Genomic DNA, 17,385 nt, shown 5'->3' on the forward strand with positions numbered 1-17,385 from the left:
TTCTCTTTAAGGGTGAGGGCTTATAAACCGCGTCATATCAACGTTTATGAGGTCGGTTTAGCACTTTTTTTCTTCGGAAAGTAGTAACGGAATGATGTAGCAATTAAACGGAGGGATGATTGCATGGAGAAAATAACGGTTATTGATTCGATTATGGGTAGCGGGAAAACGAGCTGGGCGATACAACATATCAACGAAAGTCCATCGTATAAAAAATTCATATATATTACACCATATTTAGATGAGGTTGAGCGGATTAAAAAGGCGGTTACCAATCGTAGTTTTGCAGAACCAAACAATGCTAATGAGGAAGGGCGTAAGTTACGTAGTTTAAAAGAATTAATTGTTAGTGGCAAAGATATCGTAGCGACTCACTCGCTTTTTCAGATGGCTGATGATGAACTTATCGAACTTCTCAAAGGAGCGGGTTATACGTTGATACTGGACGAGGTGATGAACGTAATTGAAAAAGCGAGTATTAACAATCACGACATAAAAGCGCTACTTGACCTTGAATACGTAAAAGTTATCGATAATAAAGTACGGTGGATCTATAACGAGTACGTTAGCGGTCGATTCTACGATATTAAACTCTTGGCGAACGCTGGAAATCTATTCTACCATCGTGGTAGGTGGTTAATATGGTCGTTTCCTCCGCAAATGTTTAAAACATTCGATGAAGTATTTGTAATGACGTACTTGTTTAAAGGGCAGATACAACGATACTACTACGATTTACATAAGATGGAATGCGAATATAAGGCGGTTAAGTATAACGGTACCGATTACGAATTAATAAAGTACAAACGTGAAAATGAAGGAAGACAAGGAATCTTTGAATTAATCGATTTATACGAGGGTAAACTAAATGATTTTGCTACTGCGGACAACGCATTAAGTTCTACGTGGCTAAGACGGGCAAACGATGAATTACTCGAAAATATTCAGAAGAATATTTATAACTACTTTCGAAATGTTACTAAAGCTAAAGCTGGAGAAATTCTATGGACAACTCTTAAGGAAAAGAAAGTAGATTTAAGCGGCAAGGGGTATACGAAAGGGTTTATTCCATGTAACATGCGTGCTACAAACGAGTATGCAAATAAAAGTGCGTTAGCCTATGTATTTAATCGTTTTCTTAATCCGATGGAGGGTTCATTTTTCGGGGATCATGGCGTTAAAGTGGACGAAGAAATGCTTGCAGTCTCCGATTTATTACAGTGGGTATGGCGTTCGAGAATACGAAATGGTGAACCGATAAAATTGTACTTACCGTCTAGTCGAATGCGTCGATTATTGAAAGAATGGGCTAAATACGAGGTGTAAAACGAAAAGAGTTTTAAATTATAACGTCTAAAATGCCGTTTTACACACCTTTAGTATGAAGAGAAGGGATTATTTTTATTTTTTAACTTGTAATTTTGGCTTATATACCCCTTTAAGGTACGCACAGTAATTTTTTTCTAAAAATACTAGCACAAAATGGTGTTTTAGACACCTATAAAGGGGATAGACTTTTGGTAAAATAATTATAACTTATAACTTCCAAAATGTCGTTTTACGCACCTATAAGGTGAGAGAGGAAGAAGTTTATAAAAAGTAGTACTAATTTATATCGTTAATTATCTATGCATCATGAGGGGATATAAAAAGATAATCAAAAATGGATTAGGGTAATAACAAATACGTAATACTGTATCAGGAATAGTGAGAAATACATCTAATTTTTGATGGCTCAGTTATCCTAGTAAGTGATACTAATTTTTTTCGGGAAGACTACTATTTTTTACCCTCTCAGTTACCTATACCTTATGATGGGAAATTTTAATCACTGTATCTATTGCTTTCTACTTCTTTAGTTATCTATAAGTAATGTAGATACTATGAAATTATTTATCGTTTGACTATTGTATTTCATACCGTTTTGCGGTTATACGTATTGAGGAGACTACTAATTTTTAGTACGTTTTGTATCCCATTATATGAGAAATTCCAATCAAATTTTGAGGTAGTACCGACTGTAAGTAATTATGGTCGTTATTATATAAACTAATTGTTCTAGTTTTTAACGCATTCGTTTTGCAAGCATTTAGAGGGCGCTTCCTTAGTGGAGCGTTTTTTTCTTTTACCTTCAATGTGAAGTTTTGGAATGAAAAAATAAAAGTTTATAAGAAAGGGGTTGAATTGGATTGAAAATCGATGGCAAGTTGGTTCGTTTAATTCGTTTTGATGAGGGATTAACACAAGAAGCTTTTGCAAAAACATTGGGCGTAGGATTAACTACGATTGCTAATGTTGAGACAGAGTATCGTCCGGTTTCTAGTTCGTTAAAAGTAAAACTAATCCGCACGTTTAACTTAACGGACGCTAGATTGGAAGAATTGAAAGCGATAGAAAAGGTGGTTTTTGCATGAAATCAGATAAAATGATAATCGATTTTGCAGCTTTACGTATTCAAAACGGAGTATACATCGCAGGCGCAGCGATAGACTTTTTAAACTTCGATGATGAAGCAAAACGTATTTACATTCCGTACAAGGTAGCGAGTCTTTACATCAATGATACGGAAGTGAATTCAATGAGGAAGTGTATCAAGTGGTTATTAAAACGATTGTCAAAAGAAGTTCCGGAAGGCGTTACACAAATTATATTTCGTTCTGACTTACCTCATCTTATTCGCAATAGATATTACCGAAAAGAAATCGAGAGTTTAACTGGCGCTGAGGTTTTTATTAAACATGTCCCTATGTTGGGTAACAAACGAAACGAGATTCGGTTATTAGCAAACGATGCATTAATCCGTAAAAACAGTGTGATAGGAGAGATTAAATGAAAGAGGTAATGGCAATTATTTTCCTAAGAAGTCACCCTGTAGCTGGACTAGCAGTAAATTGGCATGTCTTTGATAAAGCTACTGGTGAAATCATTCGTAATAATGCTTTCTCTCGATTCAAATTTGAGATTGTGGATACGATACATGAAGTAATGCAAGAAATTACCGGAGTATGTAATGAGTTTGATTTACGTTTGACTGATATTAGGTTGGAACGAGGTTAAACAATATGGAGAAGATAGAAGTTTATAGAGAGGCGTGTAACGTATACGTAGGAAATCAATCATCTGGAGATAGGGAGACCATCGTTTACTATAGCGATCGGTCTTTTTCTATTATAAATTCAAATGAACAAACAAAAAATGAGGAGAGATTATATGATTACAACAGAACAAAGTTTAAAAGAAATCCAGAAATTAGTGGATAAATTAACTAAAACAGCGGAAGCACCTGAAACTAAATATTATATAGGCATGTTACTACAACTGTTTGGCCGCGAAGCAGAAAAATTCGGAAAACTAAACCTAGCACTAAGCGAAGAACTTGCTGAATTAGAAGCATTACGAAGGTTTGTAAAATCCCAGGGGCTGCAATCTAATTTCCAATCATATAAAAAACTTGGGAGTAGATAGGTATGGGGGTTAATCGCGTTGAGGTACAACTTTTAGCAGATATATCTAATCTACAACGGGGTATGCAACAAGCAACACAAGCAATACGTAACTTCCATCAGGCGGTGAATCAACCAATAAATATACCAACGCCTAATATGAGTGGTTGGAATTCCGCAGTTCAAAGCGCGGGTCAACACGTACAACAATTGAACAGTCAAATGCGAAATATGACTCCGCCTCCACCACCGAATATGAGTCCATGGCAAAATACTTTTCAGAAGGTAAGTAGTCGAGTTCAAGAAGTGGGACACCGAGTACAACAAGCAGGACAGGTAGCACAAAATGCTTTTGCACCAGCCGCCGCCGCTTCCGGATTTTTTCTAGGCAGAATGATAAATGATGCGAGAGAGTTCGAAAGCCAAACGAGGAGAGCAGCAGTACTAACGGGGGGTTCTTACACCAAAGTAAAATCCGATATTTTAGACATGGCAAAAACGTCTGTTTATTCGACAAGAGAAGTAGCCGCTGCGTATGCGGAACTAGGGGCGAAAGGATTCGAAGCAGTGCAAGCAACTGATGCATTACCTGGTGTTTTATCAGCGGCAGCAGCGTCGGGCGAGGACCTTGGTATGGTAGCCGATACGATAACTTCCGCATTAAACGCATTTAGTATGGAAGCGAAGGATAGTGGGCACGTAGCGGACGTCCTCGCTCAAGCAGCAAATGCAACCGCCGCAGGCGTGTACGATATGCAATATGCCTTTAAGTACGCGGCAGGTCCGGCAGCACAGTTGGGTATTGGAATGGAAGAACTTGCAGCATCCGTCGGTATCATGTCTAATGCTGGTATCAAAGGTGAGACGGCCGGTACAGCGTTAAGATCGGCAATGCTCCGTTTAGTCAAACCGCCGAAAGTAGCGGCAAATATGTTGAAAGAATTAGGTGTTACTACGACTGATAGTAGCGGTAATATGAAGTCACTCTCTCAAATTATCGGTGAATTACAAAAAGGTATGGACGGAATGACAAGCGCTCAAAAAGGTGCAGCACTGGCTACAATTTTCGGTACGGAAGCTGTTTCTGGTATGATGGCGCTTGTTTCAGCAGGTCCGGAGAAAATCGATAAATTAACGCAATCTCTTATTAAATCGGATGGTGCTTCGAAAAAGGCAGCCGACTCGATGCTCGAAGGTTGGGCCGGCGCGCTTAAGATGATGGAGTCTGCTATAGACGCTAACTCTAAACTATTTGTAGATGCGCTTGGCCCCGCTATAGAAGCTGTTGCTAATTCAATTACTAGTTTGGTTAACTGGTTCGCTAATTTATCAGGGACTATGCAAAGTGTAGTAGCTATCTCAGCGGTATCTGTAGCTACATTTTTAGTAGTTGCTACGGCATTTGGGATAATGATAAATGCTATAGGAGCCACCTTACTTGTATTCGGAAAGTTATTTCTAGTGATAGGTAAGTTAGGTTCACTTATCAGCGTACTAGTTGAAGGAATAACTATCCTAGGTACTATAATCAGTGCGCTTTTAGGGCCAGTTGGTATTGTAATCGCAGCTCTTTCTCTACTAGGAGCAGCACTAGTTCAACTTTACAAACATAATGAAACGTTCCGTAACGCAGTAAATAGCGCTTGGGAATCGATTAAAACTACAACTATATCAGCCGTGGAATCTATGAAAGCGGTGTTTGACTCATTTGGTGCGTATCTTGCAACTATCCCCGCTAAATTTACAGCGATGGGCGTTGCGATAGGTGCTTTTTTTAGTTCCGTAACCGCTAAGCTAAGCGGTATCGGTCAGAGTATAAGTGGAGCTTTCGGTTCAGCTATTGAAGGATTAATCGCTAAGTTTTCAGGTATGGGAGCAGCGATTTCACCAGTTGTAGATTTTATAAAAGCATCGTTCTCATCAATCGGTAACACAATCGCTACATTAACACCGCTAATCGTACGTTTGGGATTATCGTTTTTAGGTGTATCTGGCCCTATCGGTTGGGTTATCGCTATTGTTGCTTCATTAGGCGCTACGATTTTTAAACTTGTGAATACGAATGATCAGGCAAAAGCAGCGTTAATGTCAGCGTGGGAATCGATTCAAAGTGTGTTTAGCACGGTCGCTTCCGTCATCATGCCGATAATTACTTCACTAGCGCAAGGTTTTATCGATGCATTCGCGCCTTTAGCACCGGAGTTTCAAAAAACCGGTCAAGTCATCATGGAAAGTTTCGCATCGCTACAGCCAGCATTTGCAGAGTTAGGCGCAGCGTTTGGCGAGTTAGGTTCGACTATTATGAGTCTTTTTGGAGACGTTGTAAAACAAGTAATGCCGGTAGCAATGGATTTATTTAAGCTATTCGGAGAAAACATTCAATTAATCATGCCTATGGTTACGGATTTAATGAAGCTATTCGCTGATACAACGATTGAAATTATGCCTGCAATTACGCAAGTAGTCCAGGAGTTATCTCAGATGTTTGCAGAATTGGCGGCTGAAGTAATGCCGATGCTTTCACAAGTAGCACAAGAAGTGTTCCCGACAATATTAAACGTTATCCAAGCATCGGTTGGTATATGGGTAATGCTTATAAAGACTTTCGGTGAGATTCTTGTAATTGTAGCGCAAGAGATGATACCGGTCATACTTACGGTTGTTCAAGAGGTATTTCCTATCATTCAATCGATTATTGAGACGGCTATTCCTATAATCATAGAAGTTATTAAGTTGTTCGGGGAAATTATAACGATAGTTGCTACGACTGTAGTTCCGCTTATTTTACAAGCGGTGCAAGAGGTCTTTCCGGTAATTCAAGCAATTATTCAGGCTGTAATTCCTATAATTTCAGCATTGTTACAAGGTGCAGCCGAGATTATTAAAGGTGTATTAATTCCAGCGATTCAATTCATTTTACAAATTGTGCAGGCGGTATTCCCAGCGGTAATGGGTGTTATTAAATCTGTTATCGGCATCATCACGAACATTATCAAACTATTTACGTCTATATTGAAAGGTGATTGGAGTGGCGCATGGGATGCGGTTAAGGGAATTACGTCAAATGTAATGTCGTTGATTAAAAGCATTATCGATGGAGCGATTTCCTTAATAGGTGTAATCGTACGTAACGGGTTGAATTTAGTCCAATCGATTTTCTATAGTGTATTAAATGCGGTATGGAATGTAGTCAAATCTATATTCGAGGGAATACGTAATGTGATTTCATCAGTAATTTCAGCAGTAGGGAATATCATTTCTGCGGGTTGGAATGCAGCTAGTTCCGCAACGTCTAGTATCTTAGATGCGATGTCTAATACGATATCAAATATATGGAATAAGATCATCTCGTTCTTAAAAGGGATTAACCTATTGGATATCGGTAAGAACATCATGGAAGGTATGTTAAATGGTATAACTTCGATGGCATCTCGTATTTGGGACAAGGTAACCGAGATAGGTAACGGTATTAAGGACAAGCTTACCGGACTGTTCTCGATTCACTCTCCTTCACGTTGGATGCGCGACATGATCGGCGTAAACATGATGCAGGGTTGGATTAACGGTGTTGACGGAATGAAAAGTTCGGTGCAACGTACGACGCAACAGATGGCGGACTGGATGAAACCGGAAATGTTAGCGGTGGATACAGGTGCTTCCATACCGAGAGGAGTAAGCGGGTTAGGTGCATATCAATCAGCTAAACCTACACCAAACATGTATAAACCGAGTCAATACGAAAACCAACAGTCTAGAAATAAGGAACCGGCGAATATTAATATACAAATAGGTAAGCAGGAGTTTTCAAGATTTGTTGATGATATTACTGGCGAGCAAGAAGCGGTTAAAAGACGTAGAGAAGTATTTTAAAGGAGGGCGGTAGCTTGCTAGTTTTTAATGGAATAAATTTAGAAGAATACTTTAAGTAATTATTAAGGCGTGTCTTTCCATTACGGAAGGGCACGTCGTTTTTTATTTGGGTACAAATGAAAGGAAGCGATATTATGAGAGCAGAAACTAAAGTCAAACGATTAGTAAGGGAAACGTGCGCTTGTTACACTCCGAAAGAAGGTAATTGTGTTTACCAGGCGAAATGCCCGTTCCTACAATCGATGTATTATCGCGATAAAGAAGTAAAATTCGAAAGCAAACGCTGTGGATACTTTGAAACGTACGTATTACCGGCTGATAAAGAATTATACGCATTGTACTTTAACGAAGGTCGGAGCGGTAAGGTATGCGAGGTGTGTAACGATTATTTTATCGCTAAAGGCAATCGAGCTAAATACTGTGACGGATGTCGTGACGGGGTGCGTAAGAGACAAGCACGAGAGCGTATGCGTAAGTATAATCGGAAAATAGGATAGATATTGACACAATAGGATGGTAGAAATACGTTATAAGTCTAAATTTTACTGATAATACTCTCGTTAAAACGAACGGTACATATTAGGTCGATTAATTATGTTATGATACGGTTAATCGTAATCTATTACGTAAAATTCTCAAATCTTATATTGGAAGTGTAAGAGATAGAGAGAGTAGGCTAACTTCGTTGATCAAAATAAAAAGCGCAGGAATCCCTACGCTAGTTAAAGGAAGATATAAACTCTTGTCCTGTAACAATTTATTATATAAATTTTACTGTGCTAGCGGTCACACTAGCGGTCACACTTTGTGTAAAAATCCTTATCAAACGCCCTCCACAAAGCCTTTTGTATAGCGGTTTCTGTGTACGATGCATACACTGGCCAAACGCGCGATGTAAAAACACTATCCGGCGGAGAGAAATTTAACGCATCACTTTGCTTAGCTCTAGGAATGGCAGATGTCATTCAAGCATATGAAGGTGGTATTTCCATCGAAACGATGTTTATTGATGAAGGATTCGGTTCATTAGATGAAGAATCATTAACGAAAGCGGTAGACGCCTTAATTGACTTACAAAAATCAGGACGATTTATCGGTGTCATTTCACACGTTCAAGAGCTGAAAAACGCAATGCCAGCTGTATTAGAAGTAACGAAGCAGAAGGATGGGTGTAGTCAGACGCGGTTTGTGGTGAAGTAAGCTTAAAAAATGGAGTAGGGAATCTACCGATACTTTTAGTGTCATATGTATGAATAATAAAACGTCGTCTCTTCATATTGGAGGCGACGTTTTATTTTATAAAATATCTATGAATTATCTGTAGAAGGCGGCGTATTCTCCAAACGATTATAAGCTTTAAAAGCTGAAATTGCTGAGATAACCCCGCCTACTAAAAATAAAGTCGATCCTCCCACTAAGATGATACGACTGACATATGTTTCCCGTGCTTCTTCGACTTCTTCTTGTAACGCTGTAGGCATATGAATCCTCCCTTTATAAAAGTTGTTTTATAAATAGTATATACAAACGCCTAAAATGTGTTAAAATAACTGATGATTTTATGCAGTGGGTAATTAGATGAGTAGGATGCGAGTGGCTAAGTAAATCTTCATCACAAATTTATGTGAACTTCACATAGAGCACATATTAACATTGTATTATGTATATGTACCAAATAAATAAATAAAGTAAATGTAAGTTCTGTTTTCAAAAATTTAAAATCCTTTTATTTCTATATGAAAGTTTTAATCAAGGGTTTTAAAAAATTTGGAAATAGATCTTATGAATATGGAATTCATATAAAAGGGGAATGTCTTATGACAACATATACGAGTGAAATGAGAAAAACTTTAGTTTCAGAAGAAGATGTAGATATTTTAAAAATTATGGCGCATCCAATCCGACTGCAAATTGTAAATGAATTAAGTACGAGAAAAACTTGTAATGTAACACAATTAACAGAGTTACTGAATATTCCGCAATCTACTGTTTCACAACATCTATCAAAAATGAAGGGTAAAGTGTTACGAGCAGAGAGAAGAGGTTTAGAAATTTATTATCATATTAACAATTTAAAAGCGAGTAAGATTGTTAATGTTTTAGGGTATATAAACTAGTGAAATATTTTTATATAAAATAGCCCCTGCTGTTGAGCAGGGGCTATTTTGTGTTGTTTTATGTATTTGTATTTAAAACTTTATAGTTTTTATGATTTACAATTGTTCGATCAAATTCAAAAGTACCACCGCTTACATTTGTAATTTCAACTAAGACCGATTCAGTATAAAGTTTTAATACAGATCCTGTAATCTTTAAATTATTTCGTTGAAAAAGTATAGTATCCCCTACGTTTGCTTTCATAGTACCTCCTCATTAAAGACAGAAATATTTTTTTATTATATATATTAAACCACGGATAGATATATTAGTGAATATTTAGTTTTATTTATTGGAAAAAAATTTGTTCTCTAATTGAAGAGTATAAAGTACTCCTGTGTTAAAAGTTATATTTTATTTAAGTTTATCCCGCTATTTGCTGGGCAGTAAGACCCCCGCCTCAAAATTCAGTGGAAGCAAAGAAGTTAGGCGAGGGCTGATTAAAGTTTCACTGTATTATAAGCAAAGTAAATTGTTTTCAGCATTAGCGAAACTAAATACTGCAGAGAAACAAATTATTCAAAAGACAGACACTATGTAGCACAAAACGTAAAGTAGATAAGTAAAGTTTTTTTCAGGAGTATAAGAAAAATATACGTTTATTAATAAGATCTCTAATTGGTAAAATTCCAATTAAAAACATAGGAAAACTTTAATATAAAAAGGTAATCAATTACAAATGTAGAAGTAATATATACGAAAGGAAAGATTTATATGTCTAAAGGGAAAAAACAAGTTAGTCAACTTAGTTTTCTGGTGAATTTTATGAACGACAAGGGGAGTCTTGTGAAAATTTAATAGTATTATAGTATCCCCTTGTGAAAAAATGGTTGGGGGAATATATAAATGATAACAGAAATGAATATTAAAGTAGTTTGTGAAGAATCGTTTTCAAAAAGAGAAATAAAAATTTTAGAGACGTTTCTTTCAACTTTATCGGGACATTCTAATGCTCTCGTTACAAAAGAGGGGATGTTTTTAAACCCATTAAGTAAAGAGAAGAGTGTGATTTATTATCACAACTTTGTATTTGTAAAATCACTTACAGAACAAATGTGTGCAGAATTAAAAGAAGTTTTAACAAGACGTATTAAAAATGCTTTCATTATGATGGAATTTGTAGAGCCAATTGTTACATTTGAAGAAACAATTATAAACGTATAAAGAAAGTCAGGCTTATGAATTGACCCAATAAAACCGTCTCTTTAATAAATAGTAAAGAGACGGTTTTATTGTTTCACTTTTTAAAAAAGAGTTCAAAAATAAATGTAAATCGATCTTATACAAAAACTACTTATTAAATAACTGTTACGTATTTAATAAGTAGTTTTTGTATTTCATCCTTCGTTTTTTGTAACTGATTCTACGTTTTTGACGCTCCGCCTTGTAAGTGCTTACACAAACGAAAACATCTTATACAATGAAGGTGTCAAATCAAAAGAGGTGACCAAAATGAACATAAAAAAAGTAAATTTAGCGAATAGCATTGAAATAGAAAGAGGAGGCGGAAAGGTATGAAAAAATCAACTGTTAATCCATGGCTTGTTGTCCTTGGCACAGTTATAGTACAAATGGGGCTTGGGACGATATATACATGGAGTTTATTCAATCAGCCTTTAGTTAGTAAATACGGTTGGAGTCTTAACGCTGTTGCGATAACTTTCTCAATTACTAGTCTTTCTTTAGCATTTTCAACTTTATTTGCGAGTAAATTGCAAGAAAAATGGGGACTTCGTAAACTTATTATGATAGCTGGATTAGCATTAGGACTAGGATTAATACTTAGCTCACAAGCATCCTCATTAATATTACTTTATGTACTAGCGGGAGTTGTTGTAGGTTATGCAGATGGTACAGCATATATCACTTCACTATCAAATTTAATAAAGTGGTTTCCAGAGCGTAAAGGTTTAATTGCTGGTATTTCTGTCTCTGCATATGGTTCAGGTAGCTTAATCTTTAAATACGTTAACGCACAGTTGATTGAATCAGTTGGTGTATCGCAAGCATTTATATACTGGGGTTTAATTGTTACAGCTATGATTGTAATTGGTGCTTGTTTAATCCATCAAGCTGCAGATCAAGGAGCAGTTCATGAAACAAAAACTAAGGAATACACAACGAAAGAAATGTTAGGCACAAAACAAGTATACTTATTATTTATCATGTTATTTACATCATGTATGAGTGGCTTATACTTAATTGGTATGGTAAAAGACATTGGTGTTCAACTTGTAGGACTTAGCGCAGCAACAGCAGCTAATGCGGTGGCTATGGTTGCAATCTTCAATACATTAGGTCGTATCATTTTAGGACCATTATCGGATAAAATTGGGCGTTTAAAAATCGTTACTGGTACTTTTGTTGTTATGGCGAGTTCAGTCTTAGTTCTAAGTTTTGTAGATTTAAATTATGGTATTTACTTCGTATGTGTAGCAAGTGTAGCGTTTTGCTTTGGTGGAAATATCACTATTTTCCCAGCTATTGTTGGTGATTTCTTCGGTATGAAAAACCATAGTAAGAACTACGGAATTGTGTATCAAGGATTTGGATTTGGGGCGCTTGCAGGTTCCTTTATCGGTGCACTTCTAGGTGGATTCAAACCAACGTTCATGGTGATCGGTGTATTATGTGTCGTGTCATTCATTATCGCAATTTTAATTCAAGCACCTAAACAGAAAAAAGAAAAAGAAGAAGAGTATCGCAGCGTAGCATAAGTATATAAATCTTCTATAACAATATGATTACGAAAAAGCATCCTATTCTATTAATTAGGATGCTTTTTTATGAGTTATTTTAACAAGGTTAAATTACTTTTGTGATTTTCATAGATGTAAAAGTGAGTGAAATGCCGATTTGGATTATATTGAAATATAATAAATCGATACATCGTATTCGAAATATATATTAAATCTTAAATGACAAAAAAGACATTCATTAGTATTTGTAAGATATATTTTCAGAAAAATATTGAAAAAATATATACTTGAGTTTTTCATAAAGCATTTTAAATGAACGTATCTCTAGTTTAGCTTCTTCAATTTTAAAAAGAGGACTTTGAATTTTATTTATAATATAAGTACTTTTAATGCGTTTACATATGATTTTATTAAGAAGCATTAAAATACTTTATCTGAAAAATAAAAAAAGATTGACAAGTTTATTGAGAAACATTATCATTTCGGTGTAAGATAGTAAATGAAAAACATTATCAATAAAATGGATTTTAAAGTAATGCGCACTTGACCAATTAGTTTAGTAAGTGTATTATTTTTTACGACACAACTGATAATGAAAATCAATATCATTTGTGTCACTTAATGAAATTAATGTTTATGTGAAAGGATAGAGAAAATGAACTTAGGGGAATTTGATGGGCAAACAGTTTTAGTAACAGGTGCAGCACAAGGCATAGGCAGTGTTGTTGCCAAAATGTTTTTAGAAAGAGGAGCCACAGTTATTGCGGTTGATCAAAATGAAGAGGGGTTAAATGTACTCTTAAATCAAAATGAATTAAATAAAACACGTATGAAAACGTTTCGTTTAGATGTGAGTAATAGCGCTGCTGTTGAAGACATGGTAAATCATATTGCAAATGAAATAGCGCCAATAGATATTTTAATAAATGTTGCAGGGGTTTTACGTATGGGACCAATTCATTCGTTAAGTGATGAAGATTGGAATAAAACATTCTCTGTAAATACTACAGGGGTTTTCAATATGTCCCGAGCGGTAAGTAAAAATATGATGTTAAGAAAATCAGGGGCAATTGTTACAGTCGGTTCAAATGCGGCAAATACGCCGAGAATGGAGATGGCTGCGTATGCTGCGTCAAAGGCTGCAACGACGATGTTTATGAAATGTTTAGGACTAGAGCTTGCGGCATACAATATACGCTGCAACTTAGTTTCTCCAGGTTCTACTGAAACTGAGATGCAAAGATTACTATGGGCTGATGAGAATGGAGCTAAAAATATAATTGCTGGTTCTCAAAATACATATAGACTCGGAATTCCATTACAAAAAATTGCACAACCTTCAGAAGTTGCTGAAGCCGTGTTATTTTTAGCCTCAGATAGAGCAAGTCATATTACAATGCACAATTTATGTGTCGATGGCGGTGCTACGTTAGGAGTTTAATAAAAATTCAGGAGGTTATTATATTATGAATGAACATATAGCTGTAAAGGAATTGTCAGAAAAACTTTTAGAAAATTATAAGACTGAATCTTCATTCTTTTTCGCTTCACCAACTCGAACGATATTAGCAGAAGGAGAGTTTACTACAGTAAAGCATCGTGAAATTGAAAATTTCCCAGAGCTTGTGCAAGCGACATTAAGTAATGCGAAACAAGCTGGAAATCCAAATCCTATCGTTGTGGGTGCTTTGCCATTTGATCGTAGAAAAGAAGTCCAACTTATCGTACCAGAATATAGTAGGATTTCTGAGCGTTTACAATTGGATACAACAAATCAGCTTGAAACAAATGAGAACGTAACATTTGAAATGACGCCAATGCCAGACCCTGAAGTTTATATGAATGGTGTGAAGCAAGGAATTAAAAAAATACAGGACGGTGATTTAAAGAAAATCGTTCTATCCAGATCGTTAGATGTTAAATCTTCCGAAAAGATTGATAAGCAAAAACTTCTGCGAGAATTAGCAGAACATAATAAGCATGGTTATACATTTGCTGTGAATTTACCGAAAGATGAAAAAGAGAACAGTAAGACGCTAATTGGAGCAAGTCCTGAATTACTTGTTTCACGTAATGGTATGCAAGTTATTTCTAATCCGTTAGCTGGTTCAAGGCCACGTAGTGAGGACCCAGTAGAAGATAAAAGAAGAGCAGAGGAATTACTTTCTTCTCCAAAAGATTTACATGAACATGCGGTAGTAGTTGAAGCGGTTGCCGCTGCACTTCGTCCGTATTGTCATACATTACATGTTCCAGAAAAGCCATCAGTTATTCATAGTGAAGCGATGTGGCATTTGTCTACAGAAGTGAAAGGTGAACTGAAGGATCCAAATACTTCTTCTTTACAATTAGCAATTGCCCTTCATCCTACGCCAGCAGTTTGCGGAACTCCGATGGAAAAAGCAAGAGAGGCTATACAGCATATTGAGCCATTTGACCGCGAGTTCTTTACAGGAATGCTAGGATGGAGCGATTTAAATGGAGATGGAGAATGGATTGTTACAATTCGTTGTGCTGAAGTACAAGAAAATACACTGCGTTTATATGCAGGAGCTGGAGTTGTTGCTGAGTCAAAACCAGAAGATGAGTTAGCAGAAACATCAGCTAAGTTCCAAACAATGCTAAAAGCTTTAGGGCTAAGAGATAGTTCACTTAATGAAAAATAGGGGGAAGAAAGAATGCTAGTAGGTTATACAGAATGGCCAAAAGAATTTGCCGATCGTTACCGAGAAGAAGGATGTTGGCTTGGTGAAACATTTGGAGGAGTGTTAAGAGAGCGGGCTGAGAAATATGGAGATCAAATCGCGGTTGTAAGTGGTAAGAAGCATATAACATATAGTGAACTTAATAAAAAGGTAGATCGTTTAGCAGCAGGTTTACTAAATTTAGGAATAAAGAAAGAGGACAGAGTTGTAATCCAGTTACCTAACATTATCGAGTTTTTCGAAATATGTTTTGCACTATTTCGAATTGGAGCGCTTCCTGTCTTTGCACTGCCGTCACATCGAAGCAGTGAAATTAGTTATTTTTGTGATTTTGGCGAGGCGAGCGCTTACGTTATTTCAGATAAGGCTCTCGGTTTTGATTATCGAAAACTAGCAAGAGAAGTGAAAGAGAAAGTGCCAACTTTACAACATGTAATTGTAGTGGGAGAAGAAGAAGAGTTTGTGAACATAAATGATCTGTATATGGATCCCGTCTCATTACCAGAAGTTCAGCCAAGTGATGTTGCGTTTCTCCAATTATCAGGAGGCACAACAGGTCTTTCTAAATTAATTCCTAGAACACATGATGACTATATTTATAGTTTACGTGTTAGCGCTGAAATTTGTAATTTGAATGCAGAAAGCGTCTATATGGCAGTTCTTCCAGTAGCACACAATTACCCAATGAGTTCTCCAGGGACATTTGGAACTTTCTATGCGGGTGGAAAAGTGGTATTGGCAACTGGTGGTAGTCCAGATGAGGCCTTTGCTCTTATTGAAAAAGAAAAAGTTACAATTACAGCGCTCGTTCCGCCATTAGCAATGATTTGGCTTGATGCTGCATCTTCTCGTAATGCCGATTTATCGAGCTTAGAGGTTATTCAAGTAGGTGGTGCTAAGTTTAGCGCTGAGGTTGCAAGACGTATACGCCCTACATTTGGATGTACGTTACAGCAAGTATTCGGTATGGCGGAAGGATTAGTGAACTATACAAGATTAGACGATCCGGAAGAAATTATTATTCATACACAAGGTAGACCAATGTCTGCACTCGATGAAGTACGAGTTGTTGATGAAAATGACAACGATGTACAACCGGGCGAAGTAGGTAGTTTATTAACACGAGGTCCATATACAATTCGTGGTTACTATAAAGCTGAAGAGCATAATGCGCGATCATTTACAAAGGATGGATTTTATCGCACAGGTGATCTTGTAAAAGTAAATGAACAAGGATACATCATTGTAGAAGGAAGAGATAAAGATCAAATTAACCGTGGTGGTGAGAAAGTTGCTGCGGAAGAAGTTGAAAATCATCTATTAGCACACGATGCGGTCCATGACGTAGCAATTGTATCTATGCCTGACGATTATTTAGGTGAACGCACCTGTGCTTTTGTTATAGCTCGCGGACAAGTTCCAGCAGTAAGTGAATTAAAAATGTTTTTAAGAGAACGTGGTATAGCGGCTTATAAAATTCCAGATCGAATTGAATTTATTGAATCATTCCCGCAAACAGGAGTCGGAAAAGTCAGCAAAAAGGAACTACGTAAAGTCATTGCTGAAAAACTTATTACAGTAAAACAATAATAAAAACCGGAAGGAAGTGATTAGATGGCTATCCCATCTATTTCAGTATATAAAATGCCAATTGAATCAGAACTACCAAAAAATAAAGTGAATTGGACACCAGATCCGAAACGTGCAGTGCTTTTAATTCATGACATGCAAGAATATTTTCTTGATGCATATAGCGATAAAGAATCACCAAAAGTAGAACTTATTTCAAATATTAAAGTGATAAGAGAAAAATGTAAGGAACTTTGTATACCAGTTATTTATACAGCACAACCTGGTGGGCAAACGTTAGAACAACGAGGTTTATTACAAGACTTTTGGGGTGACGGTATACCTGCTGGACCAGATAAAAAGAAAATTGTTGATGAACTTACTCCTGATGAGGATGATATATTCCTCACAAAATGGAGATATAGTGCATTTAAAAAGACAAATCTATTAGAAATTTTAAATGAACAAGGAAAAGATCAACTCATTATTTGCGGTATTTATGCGCATATTGGCTGTCTTTTAACAGCTTGTGAAGCATTTATGGATGGTATAGAGCCGTTCTTTGTAGCAGATGCAGTTGCTGATTTTTCACTAGAGCATCATAAACAAGCATTGGAGTATGCATCTAATAGATGTGCAGTAACGACATCAACAAACCTACTGCTAAACGATTTACAAAGTGTAAAAGATGATGAGAGTGAAGGAATCACTATACAGGAAGTGCATGAACTAGTTGCACAACTACTTCGTGAGCCAGTAGAGAGTATTGATATTGATGAGGACTTATTAAATAGAGGGCTTGATTCGGTCAGAATTATGAGTTTAGTAGAGAAGTGGCATCGTGAAGGGAAAGAAATCACTTTTGCACATTTAGCAGAACGTCCAACTGTTGCAGGTTGGTACAGTTTACTATCTTCACAAACAGCACAGGTGCTGTAACAA

At 36.5% G+C, this 17,385-nt stretch carries 16 protein-coding genes and 1 pseudogene; 15 read left to right on the forward strand and 2 right to left on the reverse strand.

What is annotated here, in order from left to right:
- Positions 1-123 precede the first annotated feature (123 nt).
- From NST90_RS11395 to NST90_RS11430, 8 genes and pseudogenes are all read left to right on the forward strand, one after another.
- The gene (locus NST90_RS11395) at positions 124-1,326 is read left to right on the forward strand and encodes a hypothetical protein (RefSeq protein ID WP_098220940.1); all 1,203 of its coding nucleotides are present in this window, start codon (positions 124-126) and stop codon (positions 1,324-1,326) included.
- Between the two features lie 863 nt (positions 1,327-2,189).
- A complete protein-coding gene (locus tag NST90_RS11400; RefSeq protein WP_165851654.1) occupies positions 2,190-2,414 on the forward strand; it encodes a helix-turn-helix transcriptional regulator in 225 nt (74 codons plus the stop codon).
- Positions 2,411-2,833: a hypothetical protein gene (locus NST90_RS11405; RefSeq protein ID WP_240523646.1), complete on the forward strand. Its 423-nt coding sequence runs from the start codon at positions 2,411-2,413 to the stop codon at positions 2,831-2,833. The genes NST90_RS11400 and NST90_RS11405 overlap by 4 nt, the downstream gene beginning before the upstream one ends.
- Positions 2,830-3,057, forward strand: a complete 228-nt coding sequence (locus tag NST90_RS11410) for a hypothetical protein (RefSeq protein ID WP_098220942.1) — start codon at positions 2,830-2,832, stop codon at positions 3,055-3,057. The genes NST90_RS11405 and NST90_RS11410 overlap by 4 nt, the downstream gene beginning before the upstream one ends.
- Before the next feature lie 153 nt (positions 3,058-3,210).
- Complete coding sequence (locus NST90_RS11415; protein WP_098220943.1) at positions 3,211-3,465, forward strand: hypothetical protein; 255 nt, start codon at positions 3,211-3,213, stop codon at positions 3,463-3,465.
- Positions 3,466-3,527: 62 nt separating this feature from the next.
- Positions 3,528-7,313: a phage tail tape measure protein gene (locus NST90_RS11420; protein ID WP_098220947.1), complete on the forward strand. Its 3,786-nt coding sequence runs from the start codon at positions 3,528-3,530 to the stop codon at positions 7,311-7,313.
- Positions 7,314-7,447: 134 nt separating this feature from the next.
- Positions 7,448-7,810 (forward strand): cysteine-rich VLP protein, encoded by a 363-nt coding sequence (locus NST90_RS11425; RefSeq protein WP_205753375.1) that lies wholly within the window; start codon positions 7,448-7,450, stop codon positions 7,808-7,810.
- A 364-nt stretch (positions 7,811-8,174) separates the two neighbouring features.
- Positions 8,175-8,513: pseudogene (locus tag NST90_RS11430) on the forward strand (SbcC/MukB-like Walker B domain-containing protein); the annotation flags it as partial.
- 107 nt (positions 8,514-8,620) lie between these two features.
- On the opposite strand, the gene NST90_RS11435 reads toward NST90_RS11430, so the two are convergent.
- Positions 8,621-8,794 carry a hypothetical protein gene (locus tag NST90_RS11435; protein ID WP_001141668.1) on the reverse strand — a complete coding sequence of 58 codons (174 nt, stop codon included), beginning with the start codon at positions 8,792-8,794 and terminating at the stop codon, positions 8,621-8,623.
- Between the two features lie 336 nt (positions 8,795-9,130).
- Between NST90_RS11435 and NST90_RS11440 the strand changes: the two genes are divergently transcribed.
- Complete coding sequence (locus NST90_RS11440; protein WP_000214801.1) at positions 9,131-9,430, forward strand: metalloregulator ArsR/SmtB family transcription factor; 300 nt, start codon at positions 9,131-9,133, stop codon at positions 9,428-9,430.
- A gap of 58 nt (positions 9,431-9,488) precedes the next feature.
- On the opposite strand, the gene NST90_RS11445 is transcribed toward NST90_RS11440, so the two are convergent.
- Complete coding sequence (locus NST90_RS11445; RefSeq protein ID WP_000646793.1) at positions 9,489-9,674, reverse strand: YkvS family protein; 186 nt, start codon at positions 9,672-9,674, stop codon at positions 9,489-9,491.
- 642 nt (positions 9,675-10,316) lie between these two features.
- On the opposite strand from NST90_RS11445, the gene NST90_RS11450 reads away from it, so the two are divergent.
- The 6 genes from NST90_RS11450 (at position 10,317) to NST90_RS11475 (ending at position 17,382) form a co-directional block, all read left to right on the forward strand.
- On the forward strand, positions 10,317-10,634 hold the full coding sequence (locus NST90_RS11450; protein ID WP_000627304.1) for a hypothetical protein: 318 nt from the start codon (positions 10,317-10,319) through the stop codon (positions 10,632-10,634).
- Positions 10,635-10,984: 350 nt separating this feature from the next.
- Complete coding sequence (locus NST90_RS11455; protein ID WP_006918566.1) at positions 10,985-12,187, forward strand: OFA family MFS transporter; 1,203 nt, start codon at positions 10,985-10,987, stop codon at positions 12,185-12,187.
- A 637-nt stretch (positions 12,188-12,824) separates the two neighbouring features.
- A complete protein-coding gene (gene dhbA, locus NST90_RS11460) occupies positions 12,825-13,610 on the forward strand; it encodes a 2,3-dihydro-2,3-dihydroxybenzoate dehydrogenase (protein ID WP_001048437.1) in 786 nt (261 codons plus the stop codon).
- A gap of 25 nt (positions 13,611-13,635) precedes the next feature.
- The gene (gene dhbC, locus NST90_RS11465) at positions 13,636-14,835 is read left to right on the forward strand and encodes an isochorismate synthase DhbC (protein WP_046392673.1); all 1,200 of its coding nucleotides are present in this window, start codon (positions 13,636-13,638) and stop codon (positions 14,833-14,835) included.
- Positions 14,836-14,847: 12 nt separating this feature from the next.
- Positions 14,848-16,464, forward strand: a complete 1,617-nt coding sequence (locus tag NST90_RS11470; RefSeq protein WP_283748180.1) for a (2,3-dihydroxybenzoyl)adenylate synthase — start codon at positions 14,848-14,850, stop codon at positions 16,462-16,464.
- 24 nt (positions 16,465-16,488) lie between these two features.
- Positions 16,489-17,382, forward strand: coding sequence for an isochorismatase family protein (locus NST90_RS11475; protein ID WP_061113420.1), 894 nt, complete (start codon positions 16,489-16,491; stop codon positions 17,380-17,382).
- Positions 17,383-17,385: the final 3 nt, after the last annotated feature.

The sequence above is a fragment of the Bacillus sp. FSL E2-8900 genome, assembly GCF_037966225.1.
Classification (GTDB): domain Bacteria; phylum Bacillota; class Bacilli; order Bacillales; family Bacillaceae_G; genus Bacillus_A; species Bacillus_A cereus.